Raw genomic sequence first — 17,697 nt, forward strand, 5'->3', positions numbered from 1 at the left:
CCACCATCATGCCTCGGCGTCGGCCTGGGCCACCTCAGCCTTCACCTTCTTCGGCTCCAGCAGCATCTCCAGCGCCTTGCCCACCGCAGCAAATGCGAAGGCGCCGGTGATGTGGGTGGCCGCACCGAGGCCGGCACCGCAATCCAGCTTCAGCGCGGCGTCGGCCCCCAGGTTCGGGCGCAGGCCACAGACACTGCCGTCGGCCTGGGGATACTTCACGTTCTCCAGCGAATACACCGCCGGCACGCCGAAATAGCGCTTGGCATTCTTCGGGAAATTGAACTCGCTGCGCAGCTTCTTGCGGATCAGCGCCAGCATGGCGTCATGCTCGGTGCGCGAGACATCGCGGATGCGCACCAGGGTCGGGTCGGTGCGGCCCCCGGCAGCCCCTACGGTCAGCAGCGGCAGCTTGCGGCGGCGGCACCAGGCGATCGTCTCGACCTTGACCCGGAAGCTGTCGCAGGCATCGATCACCAGGTCGAAACCGCGGTCCAGCAGCTCGGCCATGTTGGAGACGGTCAGGAACGCCTGCACCGCATCGACGCCGATATCCGGATTGATCGCACGGCAGCGCTCGGCCATCGCCTCGGCCTTGTTGCGGCCATAGTTGCCTTCCAGCGCGGGCAGTTGCCGGTTGGTGTTGGACACGCAGATATCGTCGGCATCGATCAGGGTCAGGTGGCCGACCGCCGAGCGCGCCAGCGCTTCCACCACCCACGAGCCGACGCCGCCCATGCCCACCACCGCCACGCGGCTGCCCTGCAGGCGCTCGAGCGCACCTACGCCATACAGCCGTTCGATGCCGGCGAAGCGTTGTTTGACCTGTTCGTTCATCCGGCTATTTTAACGTGCAGGCACGCGTGCCTACAGCGCGCCGGTACCAAACCCACCGTTGCACGCCACCGTTGCACGACCGGAGAGCCCGCCATGAACGCCAGCCCGCCCCGCCGCCTGTCCTCCGCCCACCGCTACCTGTTCGTGCTCTGCCTGGGCCTGCTGATCGGCCTGGTCGCCACGGTGATGGTCGGGCGCGTGTTGCAGGCTCGCCGCGATCCGTTCCCGGACAGCCTGATGCAGGTGATGCAGCGGCAGTCGCAGCTGCTGCAGCAGGCCCAGCAGCAGAACCGCTGCAGCCTGGCCGACAGCATTCCGCGCCTGCAGGCGCTGCGCCTGCTGTCCAACGACCTGGACCTGGCCTTTCCCGGGCTGAAGGACAACGCGCAGTTCCAGCAGCATGCCAGCCGGTTGCGCGGCACCCTCAACAGTGCACTCGCTGCGCCGCCCAGTGACTGCACCGCCCTGGCCAAGGTGGTGGAAAGCGTGCAGAGCGACTGCCGGGCCTGCCATCAGGATTTCCGCTGAAGCGCATTCATCTTCCAGCCGGACTGTGCACGCGTGGTTGGCACCTCGTTCACGTTCAAAAGGGGACGATTCGTCCACCCTGCTGCATGACGCAGTACCACCCAACGCACCCGCCTTCACGGCCAGGAGACGCCCCATGAAGATCCAGCTCATCGCTGCCAGCGCCATTGCCACCCTTGCCCTGGCCGGCTGTGCCACCTCGCCCGGCTACGGCGGTGGCGGCTACAACAATGGCGGTTACAACTCGGGCGGTTACGGCAACAACGGCGGCTACAACCAGGGCCGCTGCGCCGACTGCGGCATCGTCACCCGCATCAACGTGGTGCCCTCGGGCCGTACCGCGCCCAGCGCGACCGGCGCGATCCTGGGCGGCATCGTCGGCGCCGTGGCCGGTCATGAGATCTCCGACCACACCGGTGGCAGCCGTGGCAACAAGAACATCGCCGCCGCCGCGGGTGCGGTCGGTGGTGCACTGGCCGGTAACCAGATCCAGAAGAACGTCACCAGCGACACCTACGACATCAGCGTGCGCATGGATGATGGCCGCACCATCGTGGTCAACCAGCGTGATCTGGCCGGCATCCGCGAGAACACCTACGTGCGCGTGGTCAACGGCAAGGTCATCCTGCGCTGATCGGCAACGGGCCAACGGCAAAGAAAAAGGCCCGCTTGCGCGGGCCTTTTCCGTTTGACGTGATGCAGCTCGATCAGGTCGGCTGCACGGCGTCGGCCTGCAGGCCCTTCTGGCCCTGCACGACGGTGAAGGTGACCTTCTGGCCTTCCTTCAGGCTCTTGAAGCCCTGGGTCTGGATGGCGCGGAAGTGCACGAACACGTCTTCGCCGTTTTCACGGCTGATGAAGCCGAAGCCCTTTGCATCGTTGAACCACTTGACGGTACCGGTCTCGCGTTCGGACATCTCACTAACTCCCTGATGACTCTCTCTTGTTGTTGGAAACGCCTGGTGGGCGGCTGACAAGCAAGGGGGAAGCGAGGTGCATCGATGCAGCGGATCGGGAAGATCTTGCTTCATCAGGCCACGATCCACGGTGACCTTGCCAAGCTCAGCGACTGCAACTTAACCCGCCCAAAACGAAAAAGCAACTGGCAAAATCTTTCACTGTCAACCCCAAAACGACCACCATACGGACCAGCATGGGACTCTCATTCATCTTGTATCTGCTAGCGGTCATTTTTGTCCTCGTCGGTATCGCCGGGATCATCCTGCCGGCCCTGCCAGGCATCCCGCTGGTCTTCGTCGGCCTGCTGCTGGCCGCCTGGGCCGATGGCTTCGCGCATGTCGGCTGGCCCACCCTGGTGGCGCTGGGCGTGTTGACCCTGCTCTCGCTGCTGGTTGACGTGCTGGCCACCGTGGTCGGCGCCCAACGGGTCGGGGCCAGCCGCAAAGCCCTGTGGGGAACGTTCGTGGGCAGCATCGTCGGGCTGTTCTTCATGCCGATCGGCCTGTTCGCCGGGCCGCTGCTCGGCGCGTTGGCCGGCGAGTACTGGCATACCCGCGAACTGGGACGCTCGACCAAGGTCGGCCTGGCCACCTGGCTGGGCATCCTGCTGGGCCTGGCGCTGAAGCTGGCCGTGGTCATCGCGATGCTGGGCCTGTTTGCCTTCGCCTGGTTCCTGTAGCGGGCATTGCCTTCACGCTGCGCGCACGCTGTGCCCGTGCATAAACCGTGGGGGCTGGCCGCCATCCGGTGCAGTCGCCACACTGTGCGTTCCCCGTATTCAATGAAGGGCCTGCTGCAATGACCCTCCCCACGCTGTTTCCCCGCCTCGCACCACTGGCCGCAGCCCTGTCCCTGGCCAGCGCTACGGCGGCCGCCCAGGAGTTCGCGCCCAGCGCCGAAGCCTCGCCGGCGGCGTGCGCGGCCATCACCACCGATGCGGCCCGCCTGGCCTGCTATGACCGTCAGTTCGGGCATACCCCGCAGGCCACGGCCGCCGCCGACGCAGCCGCCGAAGCCGCCGCCCAGGCCCGCCGCGAAGAACGCCAGACCGCACGCGTGAGCCAGGGTGAGGAGAAGCTGCGCGAACGCGTCAGCGACCTGTTCCGCCCGGCCGCCCCGGACAGCGCGCTGGCCAATGCCGGCCGCGGCTCGCTGCTGGACAGCCGCTGGGAACTGGCCGAGGACTCCAAGCTGGGCCCGTTCCAGCTGCGCGCCTACAAGCCGGTGTACCTGTTGCCCGCGTTCTGGACCAGTGACCGCAACACCATGCCGCACTCGCCGAACCCGGCCAATACGGTCACCACGCCGCAGGTCCTGGACAGCGCCGAATTGAAGTTCCAGATCAGTTTCAAGACCAAGATCGCCGAGAATTTGTTCGGCGACAACGGCGACATCTGGGCCGGCTACACCCAGAGCTCGCGCTGGCAGGCCTATAACAGCGCCGATTCACGCCCGTTCCGCGAAACCAACTACGAGCCGGAAGTGATGATGGTGTTCCGCAATGGCTACTCCATCGGGGGCTGGCGCGGGCGCATGACCGGCATCGCGCTGAACCACCAGTCCAACGGCCGCGCCGACCCGCTGTCGCGCAGCTGGAACCGGGTGATGCTCAACATCGGCCTGGACCGCGAGAACTGGGCGCTGGTGCTGCGCCCCTGGTACCGCATTCCGGAAACCCGCAGCGATGACAACAACCCGGACATCGAGGACTACATGGGCCGCGGTGATGCGACCCTGACGTGGAACCGCAACGGCCACGAGGTCTCGCTGATGGCCCGCCATTCGCTGCGCACCGGCAGCCGCTCGCACGGTGCGCTGCAGCTGGACTATGGTTTCCCGATCAGCAACCTGCTGCGCGGCCACGTGCAGGTCTTCGATGGCTATGGCGAGAGCCTGATCGACTACAACCACAAGGCCACGTACGTGGGCGTGGGCGTGTCGCTGCTGGAGTGGTTCTGATGCACGTGACGATCTGGCACAACCCGGCCTGCAGCAACTCGCGGGGTGCGCTGAAGCTGATCCGCGACGCCGGCTTCGAACCGGTGGTGATCGACTACCTGGACAGTCCTCCCGACATCGCCACGCTGCGCCAGGTGCTGGCCGAGTCGGGGTTGTCCGCGCATGAGCTGGTGCGCAGCAAGGAGCAATCGTTCGGCGAGCTGGGCCTGGCGGACGCCGATGAGGCCACCCTGTTGGCGGCCATGGCTGAACACCCGCGACTGATCAACCGTCCGGTGGTGCGCACCGCGCGCGGCACGCGCCTGTGCCGTCCCCCGGAAACGGTGCTGGAGCTGCTGTAACCCACCCCGCTCTGGTAGAACCGAGCCATGCTCGGCTGCGGTCCGCGTGCAAACCGTGAATGCAGCCGGACATGGCTCGGCTCTACAGAACAGGCTTACAACCAGTCGGCGATGCCTTCGCGGCGGTACACCTCGGCAAAGGCCGGGCGCGCCTTCATCGCGCTGGCATGCGCCTTCAGCACCGGCCAGGTGTCGCTGGGCCGCGGCATGTTGCGCGACCAGCGCATCAGCATCACCAGCATGTAGTCGACCACGCAGGGGGTTGCGCCCAGCAGGTAGGGGCCGTGCGCCTGCAGATGGGTGGCCACGTGCTGCCAGGCCGCTTCAAGGCGCTGCCGCGCCATTTCGCGGCTGGCGGCCACGTGCGCCTCGCCCGCCACCTCATGCGGATAGAACCAGGCCCGATAGGCCGGTTGCAGCGTATTGGCGCACCAGAACATCCAGCGGTAGGCATCGCCCCGCTGTGGCGTGCCCAGCGCCGGCAACAGGTTGGCCTCCGGGTGCCGGTCGGCCAGATACAGCGCGATGGCCGCCGCTTCGGTCAGCACCACGCCATCGATCACCAGCGTCGGCACCACGCCGGCCGGATTCAGCGCCAGGTACCCGGCCGCCTTGTGCTCCTGCGTATCGAAATCCAGCAACACCAGTTCATGCGCGATGTCCAGTTCGATCAGCAGCCAATGCACCACCAGGGCGGCGGTACTGGGCGAACCATACAGCGTGGTGCTCATGCGGCAGATCCTGTGCGGGTGGAGCGGCCGATTATGCGCCCACGCGGGCAATCGTTGATCAGCCACAACTGCTCATGCAGGAATCCCGGCGTTCACCACAGGACATCATCGGCGCGCGCAGCGTGCAGTCATGCGCTTTCAGTTCGCAGGAGCGGCGCAGCTCGGGGTTGGCGATGTCCTTGCAGCGCTTGTCCGGCGCCGGCACCACCTGCTGCTCGCAGTTGCTCTGGCGGCTGCCGATGGAATCATTCTGCGCCATGCAGCTGCGGTAGCTGGCCTGGCACTGCATGCGGCATTGCGCCGATGCGGAGAAGTCCGCGCCTTCGTACGACGCCGGGGTACTGCAGCCGGCCAGCGCCAGCAGCACGCCTACCACGATGAATCGATGCAGGGCCATGGACACGTCCTGTGTGAGCGGATGCCGACCGTAGCAGAGCCAGCGCTGCAGATTCGTTAACCCCGCCCCAGTTACAGCAACGGCGCCGCGTGGGCGCCGTTGCCTGAAACGGAAGCGGAGGAATTACTCCACCACCACCGGAATCTTGCCGATGCGGGCCTGCCATTCACGCGGGCCGGTCTTGTGCACCGATTCGCCGGTGGAGTCGACCGCCACGGTCACCGGCATGTCCTGCACGGTGAACTCGTAGATCGCTTCCATGCCCAGGTCGGCAAAGCCAACCACCTTGGCCGCCTTGATCGCCTTGGACACCAGGTAGGCCGAACCGCCGACCGCCATCAGGTAGGCCGACTTGTTGTCACGGATCGCCTCGATGGCCGCCGGGCCACGCTCGGCCTTGCCGACCATGCCCAGCAGGCCGGTCTGCTCCAGCACCTGGCGGGTGAACTTGTCCATGCGGGTGGCGGTGGTCGGGCCGGCCGGGCCCACCACTTCGTCGCGCACCGGATCGACCGGGCCGACGTAGTAGATGAAGCGACCCTTCAGGTCGACCGGCAGCTGCTCGCCCTTGTTGAGCATGTCGACCATGCGCTTGTGCGCGGCGTCGCGGCCGGTCAGCAGCTTGCCGTTGAGCAGCAGGGTCTGGCCCGGCTTCCAGCTGGCCACGTCTTCCGGGGTGATCGTGTCCAGGTCCACGCGGGTGCCCTTGGACGCGTCGTAGGTCAGCTTCGGCCAGTCTTCCAGCGACGGCGGGTCCAGCATCACCGGGCCGCTGCCGTCCAGGGTGAAGTGCGCATGGCGGGTGGCCGCGCAGTTCGGGATCATCGCCACCGGCAGGTTGGCCGCGTGGGTCGGGTAATCGTTGATCTTGATGTCGAGCACGGTGGTCAGGCCCCCCAGGCCCTGCGCACCAATGCCCAGCGCATTGACCTTCTCGTACAGCTCCAGGCGCAGCTCTTCGATGCGGTTGGAGGCACCACGGGCCTGCAGCTCGGTGATGTCGATCGGCTCCATCAGCGCTTCCTTGGCCAGCAGCATCGCCTTCTCGGCGGTGCCGCCGATGCCGATGCCGAGCATGCCCGGCGGGCACCAGCCAGCGCCCATGGTCGGCACGGTCTTCAGCACCCAGTCGACGATCGAATCGGACGGGTTGAGCATGGCGAACTTGGTCTTGGCTTCCGAACCACCGCCCTTGGCGGCGACGATCACGTCGACCGTATTGCCCGGCACCACCTTGACGTTGACCACGCCCGGGGTGTTGTCCTTGGTGTTGATGCGCTTGCCGGCCGGATCAGCCAGCACCGAAGCGCGCAGCTTGTTGTCCGGGTGCATGTAGGCACGGCGCACGCCTTCATTGGCCATGTCTTCCACGCCCATGGTGGCGTCGTCCCAGCGCACGTCCATGCCGATTTCCAGGAACACGGTGACGATGCCGGTGTCCTGGCAGATCGGACGGTGGCCTTCGGCGCACATCCGCGAATTGATCAGGATCTGGGCCATCGCTTCCTTCGCGGCCGGCGACTCCTCGCGCTCGTAGGCGGCGGCGAGGTTCTTGATGTAGTCAACCGGGTGGTAGTACGAGATGTACTGCAGCGCGTCGGCGATGGACTGGATGAGGTCTTCCTGCTTGATCGATGTCACGGCTTGCTCGCTTGCTCGAGGCTGGCGGGGGTAATCCGCCCATTTTACCCCCTCCCCCGGCCGCAGGGTGGTAGTGCCGGCCGCTGGCCGGCAATATCCGCGCAAGCCCCCTGTCACGCCACGCGCCAATGCGGCGTCCTTGCCCACATGAACGCCGAAACCACTTTCCAGACCCACCGCCCGCGCCTGATGGCGCTGGCCTACCGCCTGCTCGGCAGCCGCGCCGACGCCGAAGACGTGGTCCAGGACGCCTGGCTGCGCTGGTCCGGCGCCGATCCGGCCAGCGTCCGCGACGCCGAGGCGTGGCTGGTCACCACCACAACCCGGCTCGGGCTGGACCGCCTGCGCGCGGCCAGGCGCGAGCGCCTGCACTACGTCGGCCCATGGCTGGCTGAGCCGCTGGCGGTCACCCTCGAGCCCGATCCGGCCCCCGGCCCGGCCCAGTTGCATGCGCTGGCCGACGATGTCTCGGTCGCCTTCCTGACCCTGCTGGAGCAGCTGGGCCCTGAAGAGCGCGCCGCGTTCCTGCTGAAGGAAGCCTTCGACCACGACTATCGCGAGATCGCCGTCCTGATCGGCCACAGCGAAGCCAACTGCCGGCAGCTGGTGCACCGCGCGAAACAACGCCTGCAGTCCGGGCGGCCGCGCTTCAACGCCGATGCCAGCCAGCACCGGCAGCTGCTGGCGCGCTTCATGGAGGCCTCGCAGCGCGGCGACAGCGAAGCGATCCAGGCCCTGCTGCACGCCAACGCGTTGCTGGTCTCCGACGGCGGTGGCGTGGTTACCGCCGCGATCCGCCCGCTGCTGGGCGCCGAGCGCATCGGCCGCCTGTTCTGGGCGATCGCGCGCCGTGGGGCGGTGCATCCGGCGCAGCTGGGCTACGTCAATGGCGAACCGGCGATCCTGCGTTTCATCGGCGACCGACTGCACTCGGTCACCACCATCGAGGTTATCGACGGCCGCATCGCCAACCTCTACAGCGTGCTGAATCCGGAAAAGCTGCCGACGGTTGTCACGCGCGAGGGTGCTGCGGCGTCCTGGTAGTGAAAGGCGGTCATCGTGGCCGCCGTGGAGCCGAACATGTCCGACCACGCCTCTCCGCGCGTCCCCTACACCCGCCTGGCCGCCGAGGCCTTCAAGGGCCTGCTGGCCACCAGCAAGGCGGTGCATGACAGCTCGATCGACCCGACCCTGATGGAACTGCTGTTCCTGCGCGTATCCCAGCTCAATGGCTGCGGCTACTGCATGGACATGCACGGCACCGCGCTGCGCAAGGGGGGCATCGAGCCGCGCAAGCTGGATACCCTGCCCGCGTGGCATGAAAGCCGCTTCTTCGATGCGCGCGAGCGTGCCGCGCTGGGCTGGGCCGAGGCGCTGACCCGGCTGACCGACGGCGCGCCGTCACAGGCCGCGTTCGATGCGCTGGCCCCGCACTTCGATGAGAAAGGCATCAGCGACCTGAGCATGGGCATTGCGGTGATCAATGCCTGGAACCGGTTGGGTGCCGGCCTGCTGCCGCCGTTGCCGTAAGAGGGTTTTGTTGGCCGGGCTGCCGCCCGGCACCCGCAGAGGCAACAGCAACGTCAAAAGCTGGCTCTACTGTGGGTTGGCGGGGTGGGCCAGGTCGCAGGGGACGCTGCAAGTACATCCATGTAAGCTCGGTCGCCGCATCCATGCGGCTCACGCCCCTGCGACCTGACCCACCCCACCTTCGACAGTTCCCTGCTGCTGTTGGTAGGTGTCGACCTTGGTCGACAAGGTAGATCCACGCCATGCGTGGATGCAGCAGGGTCAGATCTCTTTGCAGGGCAAAGGGATCTGACCCCAAGCCGCACGGCTGCACTGATCCCTTCTGCACGGCCCGGGCGCGCACAATGCGCACATGCCCGCCGCCTCCGAAAAAAAGCCCAGCCTGCGCCAGCGCTTCAGAGCGATGCGCAACCTGCCGCCGTTCCTGCGCATGGTCTGGCAGACCAGCCCCGCGCTCACCCTGGCCAGCCTGGGCCTGCGCCTGATCCGTGCGCTGCTGCCGGTGGCGATGCTGTACGTCGGCAAGCTGATCATCGACAGCGCGCTGCACCTGAGCCAGCACGATGCCGGCTTCCCGCCGCTGGGCGAGGCACTGTCCAGCGGCCTGCTCAATCCGCTGCTGGGCCTGCTGGCGCTGGAGTTCGGCCTGGCCATCGGCTCGGACCTGCTCGGCCGGCTGGTCAGCTATGCCGATGCGCTGCTCTCGGAATTGTTCGCCAACGTCACCAGCATCCGCTTGATGGAGCATGCCGCCACGCTGGACCTGGAGGACTTCGAAGACCCGGACCTGCAGGACAAGCTGGACCGTGCACGGCGCCAGACCATGGGCCGGATGAACCTGATGAGCCAGCTGTTCGGCCAGGTGCAGGATGCGATCACCGTGGCCAGCCTCGCCGTCGGCCTGCTGGTCTACGCGCCGTGGCTGATCCTGCTGCTGGCGCTGGCGCTGGTGCCGGCCTTCATCGGTGAGTCGCACTTCAACGCGGCCGGCTACAGCCTCAACTTCCAATGGACGCCCGAGCGCCGCCAGCTCGACTACCTGCGCCAGCTCGGCGCCAGTGTGGAAACGGCCAAGGAAGTGAAGATCTACAACCTGCACCGCTTCCTGGTGGAGCGTTACCGGCGCCTGTCGGTGGCGCTGTTCCAGGCCAACCGGGCACTGGCCCGGCGCCGCGCGTTCTGGGGCACGCTGCTGGCTGCGCTGGGCACGCTGGGCTATTACACCGCCTACGCCTACATCGCCTGGCGCACGGTTCGCGGCGATTTCTCGATCGGTGACCTCACCTTCCTGGCCGGCAGCTTCCTGCGCCTGCGCCAGCTGCTGGAAGGCCTTTTGATCGGGTTCTCGCAGGTGGCCAGCCAGGCGCTGTACCTGGACGATCTGTTCTCGTTCTTCCAGATCGAGCCGGAGATCCACACCCGCGACGGCGCCGTACGCGTGCCGCAGCCGATCCGCCAGGGCTTCGTGTTCGAGAACGTCGGCTTCCGCTATCCCGATGCGGAACAGTGGGCGGTGCGCCATCTGGATTTCCAGCTGCATGCGGGCGAAGTGCTGGCCCTGGTGGGCGAGAACGGCGCCGGCAAGACCACCCTGGTCAAGCTGCTGGCGCGGCTGTACGAACCGGACGAGGGCCGCATCCTGCTTGATGGCCGCGACCTGCGCGATTACGACCTGGACGACCTGCGCGCCAACCTCGGAGTGATCTTCCAGGACTTCGTGCGCTACAACCTCAGCGCCGGCGAGAACATCGGCGTCGGCCAGGTCGAGGCCATGCACGATCAGGCGCGCATCGCCGACGCCGCCCGGCGTGGCATGGCCGAAGAAGTGATCGACGCACTGCCCGGCGGCTATGATCAGCTGATCGGGCGGCGCTTCAAGCAGGGCGTGGACCTGTCCGGCGGCCAATGGCAGAAGATCGCCATCGCCCGCGCATGGATGCGCAATGCGCAGGTGATGATCCTGGATGAGCCCACGGCGGCGCTGGATGCACGCAGCGAGTTCGAGGTGTTCCAACGGTTCAGGGAACTGGCGGATAATCGCACCGCTGTACTGATTTCCCACCGTTTTTCCTCGGTACGCATGGCCGATCGCATCCTGGTGCTGGCCGATGGGCGGATCGAGGCCAGTGGCACCCACGCCCAGCTGATGGCCCAGGGCGGTCGCTACGCCGAGCTGTTCGAGCTGCAGGCGGCCGGTTACCGCTGAGAACGCCTCTCGTTCCGCCTAATGAGAACCCGTCTCATTTGAGATAGAATCACCCCCGACGACTTTCGATAGATACGCCCATGTCCTCCGCTTTCGGCGCCGAAACGGTGCTTGAGGTCCGTCACTGGACCGACGCCTACTTCAGCTTCACCCTTACCCGCGACAGCGGTTTCCGCTTCGAGAACGGCCAGTTCGTGATGATCGGCCTGGAAACCGAGGCGCGGCCGCTGCTGCGCGCCTATTCCATCGCCAGCGCCAACTGGGAAGAGCATCTGGAGTTCTTCAGCATCAAGGTGCAGGACGGCCCGCTGACTTCGCGCCTGCAGCACATCAAGCCGGGCGACAAGGTGCTGGTCGGCAAGAAGCCCACCGGCACCCTGCTGATCAGCGACCTGCACCCGGGCAAGAACCTGTATCTGCTGGGTACCGGCACCGGCATGGCGCCGTGGCTGTCGGTGATCAAGGATCCGGAGACCTACGAGCGCTTCGAGAAGGTGATCCTGTGCCACGGCGTACGCTACGAAAAGGACCTGGCCTACCGCGATTACTTCGAGAAGGAACTGCGTGAGCACGAGTTCCTCGGCGAGATGATCGGCGACAAGCTGCTGTACTACCCGGCCGTCACCCGCGAACCGTTTGCCAACCAGGGCCGCCTGACCTCGCTGATGGAAAGCGGTGAGATGCAGCGCACCCTTGGCCTGCCGGAACTGAGCCCGGAAAACGACCGCGCGATGATCTGCGGCAGCCCGCAGATGCTGGCCGACCTGCGCGCCGTGCTCGACGCGCGTGGCTTCCAGGTTTCGCCGCGCATCGGCCAGCCAGGCCATTACGTGTTCGAGCGCGCGTTCGTCGAGAAGTAAGGCGGCCTTTGTGCGTGCCCGCTTGCGTGCTCCACGCATTGCGGGCATCGTGCACCGCACATGGGCCAATGGCCCCCTGGGGACGACACGGATGACGAACACACCTGTTCCGCACTGGATGCGGGCCTGGGCAATGGCCTGCCTGCTGCTGGCCGCCATTCCGGCATGGGCCTCGCCGCCCGCCAGCGGCGACGTGCCACCGCAGGCGCTGGGCGATGACGCCAAGGGCAAGCCAGTCAACCTGACCGAGCTGCGCGGCAAGGTGGTGATCGTGACGTTCTGGGCTTCCTGGTGCGGCCCGTGCCGCAAGGAACTGCCCATCCTGGCGCATCTGCAGCAGGTCGTCGGCGAAGACGCATTGCAGGTCTATGCCGTCAACTGGGGCGAGCCGCGACGGGAGGTCAACCGCCTGATCCGCCAACGTGGCTGGCCGAAGCTGGACTACCTGCACGATCCCAGTGGCGTGCTGGCCGAGCAGTTCGGCATCGTCGCCGTGCCCCACATGTTCATCGTCGGCCGTGACGGCACCATCGCCCACGCCCATCGTGGCTACAGCGAGGCCAGCCTGCCGCGGATCATGCAACAGGTCATCGAAGCGCTGCCCGAAGAAGTCCGCAACCGCCAGGCAGGAGCGGCCGCAGGAAACTGAGCGGCGGCAATCACGAGCGACGCCGGGCATGGCCTGGCGCTGCCGCAGGGCGCAGGCGGTTACAGCAGCGCTTCGATCGCTCCGCGCAGTTGCTCCGGCCGGGTGGTGGGCGCATACCGCGACACCACCTGCCCCTGGCGGTCGACCAGGAACTTGCTGAAATTCCACTTGATGCGGGCACTGCCCAGCAGGCCGCGCTTCTGGCGTGACAGCCAGGCCCACAGGGGATCAGCGCCCTCGCCGTTGACCTCGATCTTCTCCGACAGCGGGAAGCTGACCGGGTAATCCAGCGAGCAGAACTGGCGGATCTGCGCGGCATCACCGGGCTCCTGTGCGCCGAACTGGTTGCAGGGGAAGCCGATCACCACCAGGCCGCGCTCGCGATAGTCCTGCCACAGCTGTTCCAGGCCGGTGTACTGCGGGGTGAAGCCACAGCGGCTGGCGACGTTGACCAGCAGCAGCGGCTGGCCCTGGTACCGGGCCAGCGCCTGCGGCTGGCCGTCCAGGTCACGGAAGCTGAAATCGTAGGCGGTGGTCATGGCGGTGGGCCCGGGGAAAGGACACCCGCATGGTACCGGGGGAGCCGCGTGCCCGGCAGCCACCCATGCGGCGGCGCTGCCAGCATGTCTTTTGACACAAGTGGGCGCGCGACCGGCCGGGTTACCCTCGGAACCTTGTTTGCCTTACCGGAGTTCCTACCTTGACCACTCGCCTTGCCCTTGCCGTGGCCATGTCCCTCGGCCTTGCCCTGCCCGCCTTCTCCGCCGGCGCCGCCACCCCGGCCGCCAGCACCGCCGCCCAGCAGGCCAATCCGTTCTTCGCCGAAAGCCCGCTGCCCCTGCACTTCCCGCAGTTCGACAAGATCAAGGACAGCGATTTCGCCCCGGCCTTCGACGCCGGTATGGCGCAGCAGCTGAAGGAAGTGGAAGCGATCGCCAACAACAAGGCCAAGCCGACCTTCGACAACACCATCATCGCCCTGGAAAAGAGCGGTGACGTCCTTGATCGCGCCACCACCGTGTTCTTCAGCCTGGTCGGCGCCGATACCAACGACACCCGCAAGAAGCTGCAGGCTGATTATTCGGCCAAGTTCGCCGCGCACAGCGATGCGATCGCGCTGAACGGCAAGCTGTTCGCGCGCATCCAGGCACTGTACGACACCCGCAGCCAGCTGGGCCTGGACGCCGAAGGCGTGCGCCTGGTCGAGAAGTACTACGACAACTACGTGCGCGCCGGCGCCAAGCTGTCCGACGCCGACAAGGCCAAGCTGAAGGAAATGAACGCCGAGCTGGCCAACCTGGGCACCAAGTTCAGCCAGAACGTGCAGTCGGAAGTGAACGCTTCGGCGATCACCGTCGCCGACGTCAAGGAACTGGACGGCCTGTCCAAGGAGCAGATCGCGGCCGCCGCCGAAGCGGCCAAGGCCCGCGGCCAGGACGGCAAGTACGTGATCACCCTGCTCAACACCACCGGCCAGCCGCCGCTGACCAACCTGGCCAACCGCGCCCTGCGCCAGAAGATCTACGAAGCCTCGGTCAGCCGTGGCAGCCGTGGCGGTGAGTTCGACAACACCGCACTGGTCTCGCGCATCATGCAGCTGCGTGCCGACAAGGCCAAGCTGATGGGCTTCCCGAACTTCGCCGCCTACAACCTGACCAACCAGACCGCCAAGACCCCCGAAGCGGTCAATGCGATGCTGGGCAAGCTGGCCCCGGCTGCGGTGGCCAACGCCAAGCGTGAAGCTGCCGACCTGCAGGCGATGATCGACCAGGAACAGAAAGCGGCCGGCAAGAAGACCTTCGCGCTGGAACCGTGGGACTGGGCCTTCTACAGCGAGAAGGTGCGCCAGGCCAAGTACAACTTCGACGAGTCGCAGCTGAAGCCGTACTTCGAAATGAAGAACGTGCTTGAGAACGGCGTGTTCCATGCCGCCAACCTGGAATTCGGCCTGACCTTCAAGCAGCGCACCGACCTGCCGGTCTACCACGATGACGTCACTGTCTACGATGTGTTCGACGCCGACGGCAGCCAGCTGGCGATCTTCATCTTCGACCCGTATGCACGCGCCTCCAAGCGCGGTGGCGCGTGGATGAACTCCTACGTATCGCAGTCCAAGCTGACCGGCTTCAAGCCGGTGGTCGCCAACCACCTGAACATCCCGAAGCCGCCGGCCGGCCAGCCGACCCTGCTGACCTGGGACGAGGTGAACACCACCTTCCACGAGTTCGGCCACGCCCTGCACGGCATGTTCTCCAACGTGAAGTACCCGTACTTCTCCGGCACCTCGGTGCCGCGTGACTTCGTCGAGTTCCCCTCGCAGGTCAACGAGATGTGGTCGGACAACCCGGTCATCCTGAAGAACTACGCCAAGCACTACCAGAATGGTTCGGCGATGCCGCAGGCACTGCTGGACAAGGTGCTGGCCGCGGCCAAGTTCAACCAGGGCTTTGCCACCACCGAGTACCTGGGTGCGGCCATGCTGGATCAGCGCTGGCACCAGATCGGCGCTGACCAGGTGCCGGCCGCCAAGGACGTGATGGCCTTCGAGCGTGCTGCGCTGGAGAAGGACGGCATCTACTACGCACCGGTTCCGCCGCGCTACAAGACCCCGTACTTCAGCCACATCATGGGCGGCTACTCGGCCGGCTACTACGCCTACATCTGGTCGGAAGTGCTCGACGCCAACACCCAGAAGTGGTTCAAGGACAACGGTGGCCTGAGCCGCAAGAACGGCGACCACTTCCGCGCCACCCTGCTGTCCAAGGGTGGCAGCGTGGATGCCATGCAGCTGTTCCGCGATTTCGCCGGCCACGAGCCGCAGATCGAGCCGCTGCTGGAAAAGCGTGGCCTGACCGGCGCCGGCAACTGATCGCTGGCGCGGTAGCGTGAAACGAAAACCGCCCGGGAGACCGGGCGGTTTTTTGTTGGATGGGGTCAGAGGCCATTTCTACGAAACGGGATCCGACCCCGGGGTCGGATCCTGTTCCATCGGAAAGGGCTCTGGCCCCATCCACGCATGGCGTGGATGGGCCTGAATCAACGCGGCGCCACGTACCCGCCCGGCACGCCTTCCGGCGACAGCACCAGCTGCCATAGCTGCGCATGCCGGCAACGGAAGGTGGCCATCGAGCCGGCCAGGTAGAACCGCCACATGCGGCGGAAATGCTCGTCATAACGGGCATCCAGCTGCGGCCAGGCCGCTTCCACATTCCGCCGCCAGGCCTGCAGGGTCAGATCGTAGTCGGTGCCGAAGTTGTGCCAGTCCTCCAGCACGAAGCGTCCTTCGAACGCCTTGCTGATCTGCAGCGCCGACGGCAGCATCGAATTGGGGAAGATGTAGCGCGCGATCCACGGATCGGTGCGGTGCCGGGAGATGTTGGTACCGATGGTGTGCAGCAGCAGCAGGCCGCGCGGCGACAGGCAGCGCCGGGCCACCTCGAAGAAGCTGGCGTAGTTCTTGTCGCCGACATGCTCGAACATGCCGATCGAGAAGATCGCATCGAACGGCTCATCCAGTTCGCGATAGTCCTGCAGGCGGATCTCGATCGGCAGGCCGGCACACAGCTCGCGGGCGAAGTCGGCCTGCTCCTGCGAGATGGTCACGCCGACACCGCTGACGCCATAGCGCTCGGCAGCGAACTTCAGCGCTTCGCCCCAGCCACACCCAATGTCCAGCACGCGCTGGCCCGGGCGCAGCCCCAGTTTGCGGCAGACCAGGTCGAGCTTGGCCTCCTGCGCGGCGTCCAGATCGCCGGCACTGCGCCAGTAGCCACAGCTGTACACCAGGCGCTGGCCGAGCATGGCCTGGTAGAGATCATTGCCAAGATCGTAGTGGCGCCGGCCGACCTCGTAGCTGCCCTGCCCGCTCTGCAGGTTGAACAGCCGCGCTTTCAGCGCATCGGCCACTTCGCGCCAACCATGCACCCGTTCGTCCAGGTGCGCCTGCATCAGGTGGACGAGGAATTCATCCAGGACAGTGGCATCCCACCAACCGTCCATGTAGCTCTCGCCGAGGCCGAGCGAGCCGTGTGCCATGACCCGCGCGAAGAAGCGCGGGTCATGCACCTGGATGTCCTGTGGCTGGGTGCCGCCGATGCGGACCCCGGCTTCGTGCAGCAGGCCGGCGACCCGCTCCTGCAACCCTGTATCCACCCCACGTCCTCCACTGCGATCAACCGCGTGCGAACAGCTCCACGTAGTCCTTGGCCACGTGCGGCAACACCACCGCCGCCGGTACGTCAGCGGTCTGGGTGCCGTCCGAGTATGGGCCCACCTGGTACGGCGGGAACACAAAGCGCAGCGCGGTGATCTGCCCCTTGTCGTCGGTCAGCGGCTGGAACTGGCTGAAATTATCGGCCTGCGGGCCGGTCCCGTCGGCGATCATGCGCGAGGCATTGCGCAGCGATTCCTGCAGCTGGGCCGGGTCCATGTCTTCGCCACTGAGGCGGGTGGCCACGCGCTCGCGCAGCTGGTCGGCGACGAAATCGCTGATCGCTTTCCAGCCCTTGGCGTCGGGCACCAGCTTCTCGGCACTGAGCATCTGCTGCTGCTGAGGCAGCCACACGAAGCGCGCCACCAGCGGCTCACCGTGGGCGCCACCGGTATAGCGGCTGCCATCGGCGCTGACCACCACCAGCTGCGGGGTTTCCAGCAGCTTCTCAAAGCTCAGCGACAGTTCGTAGGGCATGGTCGGCTTGTCATTGCCCAACCCATCCAGCGCCTGCTGCAGGTCGCTGCGCGCACTGGTGGCATAGCCCTGCAGCGCGCGCGCCAGCCCCGGGTAGCGATCGATGCCGGCCGGGTAGCTGATACCCACCACCTCGCGCTCGTTGTTCTCGATCACGTCGCGCAGATCCAGCGGCGCTTCCGCGGCCGGTGCCGGATCGACCGCAGCGGTTTCGGCGGCGGGAGCCGCATCGGTCGCCGGAGCCGGTTCGCCTTGACGCTGGCAACCGGCCAGCACCAGCACACCCACCACGCCGGCCAGCACGCTTCCGTGCAGTGGCCGGTTGTTTCCAATCTTCATCGGGATCCCCTGTTCATGTTTATCCATCATCGCCT

Annotated in this window: 19 protein-coding genes; 11 read left to right on the top strand and 8 right to left on the bottom strand. The window is 66.3% G+C overall.

Features of this window, described 5'->3' with window-relative positions; translation table 11 throughout:
- Positions 1 to 6 precede the first annotated feature (6 nt).
- The gene (locus AC5YGJ_RS07230; RefSeq protein WP_107230914.1) at positions 7 to 834 is read right to left on the bottom strand and encodes a tRNA threonylcarbamoyladenosine dehydratase; all 828 of its coding nucleotides are present in this window, start codon (positions 832 to 834) and stop codon (positions 7 to 9) included.
- A gap of 93 nt (positions 835 to 927) precedes the next feature.
- On the opposite strand from AC5YGJ_RS07230, the gene AC5YGJ_RS07235 reads away from it, so the two are divergent.
- Together AC5YGJ_RS07235 and AC5YGJ_RS07240 are read left to right on the top strand one after the other, a co-directional pair.
- The gene (locus AC5YGJ_RS07235) at positions 928 to 1,362 is read left to right on the top strand and encodes a hypothetical protein (protein WP_496186167.1); all 435 of its coding nucleotides are present in this window, start codon (positions 928 to 930) and stop codon (positions 1,360 to 1,362) included.
- A gap of 136 nt (positions 1,363 to 1,498) precedes the next feature.
- Positions 1,499 to 1,996, top strand: coding sequence for a glycine zipper 2TM domain-containing protein (locus AC5YGJ_RS07240; protein WP_057498272.1), 498 nt, complete (start codon positions 1,499 to 1,501; stop codon positions 1,994 to 1,996).
- Positions 1,997 to 2,069: 73 nt separating this feature from the next.
- Here AC5YGJ_RS07240 and AC5YGJ_RS07245 read toward each other — a convergent pair whose 3' ends face one another.
- Positions 2,070 to 2,279, bottom strand: coding sequence for a cold-shock protein (locus AC5YGJ_RS07245; RefSeq protein ID WP_057498273.1), 210 nt, complete (start codon positions 2,277 to 2,279; stop codon positions 2,070 to 2,072).
- 236 nt (positions 2,280 to 2,515) lie between these two features.
- On the opposite strand from AC5YGJ_RS07245, the gene AC5YGJ_RS07250 reads away from it, so the two are divergent.
- The 3 genes from AC5YGJ_RS07250 (at position 2,516) to arsC (ending at position 4,622) form a co-directional block, all read left to right on the top strand.
- Positions 2,516 to 3,001, top strand: coding sequence for a DUF456 domain-containing protein (locus tag AC5YGJ_RS07250; protein ID WP_057498274.1), 486 nt, complete (start codon positions 2,516 to 2,518; stop codon positions 2,999 to 3,001).
- Positions 3,002 to 3,120: 119 nt separating this feature from the next.
- Positions 3,121 to 4,281: a phospholipase A gene (locus AC5YGJ_RS07255; RefSeq protein WP_249843520.1), complete on the top strand. Its 1,161-nt coding sequence runs from the start codon at positions 3,121 to 3,123 to the stop codon at positions 4,279 to 4,281.
- Positions 4,281 to 4,622, top strand: a complete 342-nt coding sequence (gene arsC / locus AC5YGJ_RS07260) for an arsenate reductase (glutaredoxin) (RefSeq protein ID WP_309337089.1) — start codon at positions 4,281 to 4,283, stop codon at positions 4,620 to 4,622. Before AC5YGJ_RS07255 ends, arsC begins: the two co-directional genes overlap by 1 nt.
- A 95-nt stretch (positions 4,623 to 4,717) precedes the next feature.
- Here the strand turns inward: arsC and AC5YGJ_RS07265 are convergent, their stop codons facing one another.
- The 3 genes from AC5YGJ_RS07265 to AC5YGJ_RS07275 all read right to left on the bottom strand — a co-directional run bounded on the left by AC5YGJ_RS07265 (position 4,718) and on the right by AC5YGJ_RS07275 (position 7,391).
- On the bottom strand, positions 4,718 to 5,353 hold the full coding sequence (locus AC5YGJ_RS07265; RefSeq protein ID WP_496186168.1) for a glutathione S-transferase family protein: 636 nt from the start codon (positions 5,351 to 5,353) through the stop codon (positions 4,718 to 4,720).
- 58 nt (positions 5,354 to 5,411) lie between these two features.
- Positions 5,412 to 5,750 carry a hypothetical protein gene (locus AC5YGJ_RS07270; RefSeq protein ID WP_496186169.1) on the bottom strand — a complete coding sequence of 113 codons (339 nt, stop codon included), beginning with the start codon at positions 5,748 to 5,750 and terminating at the stop codon, positions 5,412 to 5,414.
- A gap of 123 nt (positions 5,751 to 5,873) precedes the next feature.
- The gene (locus AC5YGJ_RS07275; RefSeq protein ID WP_008268808.1) at positions 5,874 to 7,391 is read right to left on the bottom strand and encodes a fumarate hydratase; all 1,518 of its coding nucleotides are present in this window, start codon (positions 7,389 to 7,391) and stop codon (positions 5,874 to 5,876) included.
- Positions 7,392 to 7,538: 147 nt separating this feature from the next.
- Here AC5YGJ_RS07275 and AC5YGJ_RS07280 point away from each other — a divergent pair, with 147 nt between their 5' ends.
- From AC5YGJ_RS07280 to AC5YGJ_RS07300, 5 genes are all read left to right on the top strand, one after another.
- The gene (locus AC5YGJ_RS07280; protein ID WP_496186170.1) at positions 7,539 to 8,435 is read left to right on the top strand and encodes an RNA polymerase sigma-70 factor; all 897 of its coding nucleotides are present in this window, start codon (positions 7,539 to 7,541) and stop codon (positions 8,433 to 8,435) included.
- Between the two features lie 36 nt (positions 8,436 to 8,471).
- Complete coding sequence (locus tag AC5YGJ_RS07285) at positions 8,472 to 8,921, top strand: carboxymuconolactone decarboxylase family protein (RefSeq protein ID WP_053509636.1); 450 nt, start codon at positions 8,472 to 8,474, stop codon at positions 8,919 to 8,921.
- A 352-nt stretch (positions 8,922 to 9,273) separates the two neighbouring features.
- A complete protein-coding gene (locus AC5YGJ_RS07290; RefSeq protein ID WP_496186171.1) occupies positions 9,274 to 11,127 on the top strand; it encodes an ABC transporter ATP-binding protein in 1,854 nt (617 codons plus the stop codon).
- 80 nt (positions 11,128 to 11,207) lie between these two features.
- Positions 11,208 to 11,987 (top strand): ferredoxin--NADP reductase, encoded by a 780-nt coding sequence (locus AC5YGJ_RS07295; protein ID WP_014037801.1) that lies wholly within the window; start codon positions 11,208 to 11,210, stop codon positions 11,985 to 11,987.
- 91 nt (positions 11,988 to 12,078) lie between these two features.
- Positions 12,079 to 12,636 (top strand): TlpA disulfide reductase family protein, encoded by a 558-nt coding sequence (locus AC5YGJ_RS07300; protein ID WP_496186172.1) that lies wholly within the window; start codon positions 12,079 to 12,081, stop codon positions 12,634 to 12,636.
- 59 nt (positions 12,637 to 12,695) lie between these two features.
- On the opposite strand, the gene AC5YGJ_RS07305 is transcribed toward AC5YGJ_RS07300, so the two are convergent.
- Positions 12,696 to 13,175 (bottom strand): glutathione peroxidase, encoded by a 480-nt coding sequence (locus AC5YGJ_RS07305; protein ID WP_249843513.1) that lies wholly within the window; start codon positions 13,173 to 13,175, stop codon positions 12,696 to 12,698.
- 161 nt (positions 13,176 to 13,336) lie between these two features.
- Between AC5YGJ_RS07305 and AC5YGJ_RS07310 the strand changes: the two genes are divergently transcribed.
- Complete coding sequence (locus AC5YGJ_RS07310) at positions 13,337 to 15,505, top strand: M3 family metallopeptidase (protein WP_249843512.1); 2,169 nt, start codon at positions 13,337 to 13,339, stop codon at positions 15,503 to 15,505.
- Between the two features lie 167 nt (positions 15,506 to 15,672).
- Here the strand turns inward: AC5YGJ_RS07310 and cfa are convergent, their stop codons facing one another.
- Positions 15,673 to 16,788 carry a cyclopropane fatty acyl phospholipid synthase gene (cfa, locus tag AC5YGJ_RS07315; protein WP_249843511.1) on the bottom strand — a complete coding sequence of 372 codons (1,116 nt, stop codon included), beginning with the start codon at positions 16,786 to 16,788 and terminating at the stop codon, positions 15,673 to 15,675.
- Between the two features lie 19 nt (positions 16,789 to 16,807).
- Positions 16,808 to 17,689 carry a DUF3298 and DUF4163 domain-containing protein gene (locus AC5YGJ_RS07320; RefSeq protein WP_496186173.1) on the bottom strand — a complete coding sequence of 294 codons (882 nt, stop codon included), beginning with the start codon at positions 17,687 to 17,689 and terminating at the stop codon, positions 16,808 to 16,810.
- Between the last annotated feature and the right edge of the window lie 8 nt (positions 17,690 to 17,697).

The organism is Stenotrophomonas sp. CS3K5, from assembly GCF_059515225.1.

Coding starts and splice junctions, on each gene's coding strand:
- AC5YGJ_RS07250 (WP_057498274.1), top strand. CDS start 2,516: ATGGGACTCTCATTCATCTTGTATCTGCTAGCGGTCATTTTTGTCCTC.
- AC5YGJ_RS07240 (WP_057498272.1), top strand. CDS start 1,499: ATGAAGATCCAGCTCATCGCTGCCAGCGCCATTGCCACCCTTGCCCTG.
- AC5YGJ_RS07300 (WP_496186172.1), top strand. CDS start 12,079: ATGACGAACACACCTGTTCCGCACTGGATGCGGGCCTGGGCAATGGCC.
- AC5YGJ_RS07245 (WP_057498273.1), bottom strand. CDS start 2,279: ATGTCCGAACGCGAGACCGGTACCGTCAAGTGGTTCAACGATGCAAAG.
- AC5YGJ_RS07290 (WP_496186171.1), top strand. CDS start 9,274: ATGCCCGCCGCCTCCGAAAAAAAGCCCAGCCTGCGCCAGCGCTTCAGA.
- AC5YGJ_RS07230 (WP_107230914.1), bottom strand. CDS start 834: ATGAACGAACAGGTCAAACAACGCTTCGCCGGCATCGAACGGCTGTAT.
- AC5YGJ_RS07270 (WP_496186169.1), bottom strand. CDS start 5,750: ATGGCCCTGCATCGATTCATCGTGGTAGGCGTGCTGCTGGCGCTGGCC.
- AC5YGJ_RS07280 (WP_496186170.1), top strand. CDS start 7,539: ATGAACGCCGAAACCACTTTCCAGACCCACCGCCCGCGCCTGATGGCG.
- AC5YGJ_RS07285 (WP_053509636.1), top strand. CDS start 8,472: ATGTCCGACCACGCCTCTCCGCGCGTCCCCTACACCCGCCTGGCCGCC.
- arsC (WP_309337089.1), top strand. CDS start 4,281: ATGCACGTGACGATCTGGCACAACCCGGCCTGCAGCAACTCGCGGGGT.
- AC5YGJ_RS07305 (WP_249843513.1), bottom strand. CDS start 13,175: ATGACCACCGCCTACGATTTCAGCTTCCGTGACCTGGACGGCCAGCCG.
- AC5YGJ_RS07235 (WP_496186167.1), top strand. CDS start 928: ATGAACGCCAGCCCGCCCCGCCGCCTGTCCTCCGCCCACCGCTACCTG.
- AC5YGJ_RS07265 (WP_496186168.1), bottom strand. CDS start 5,353: ATGAGCACCACGCTGTATGGTTCGCCCAGTACCGCCGCCCTGGTGGTG.
- AC5YGJ_RS07255 (WP_249843520.1), top strand. CDS start 3,121: ATGACCCTCCCCACGCTGTTTCCCCGCCTCGCACCACTGGCCGCAGCC.
- AC5YGJ_RS07295 (WP_014037801.1), top strand. CDS start 11,208: ATGTCCTCCGCTTTCGGCGCCGAAACGGTGCTTGAGGTCCGTCACTGG.
- AC5YGJ_RS07320 (WP_496186173.1), bottom strand. CDS start 17,689: ATGGATAAACATGAACAGGGGATCCCGATGAAGATTGGAAACAACCGG.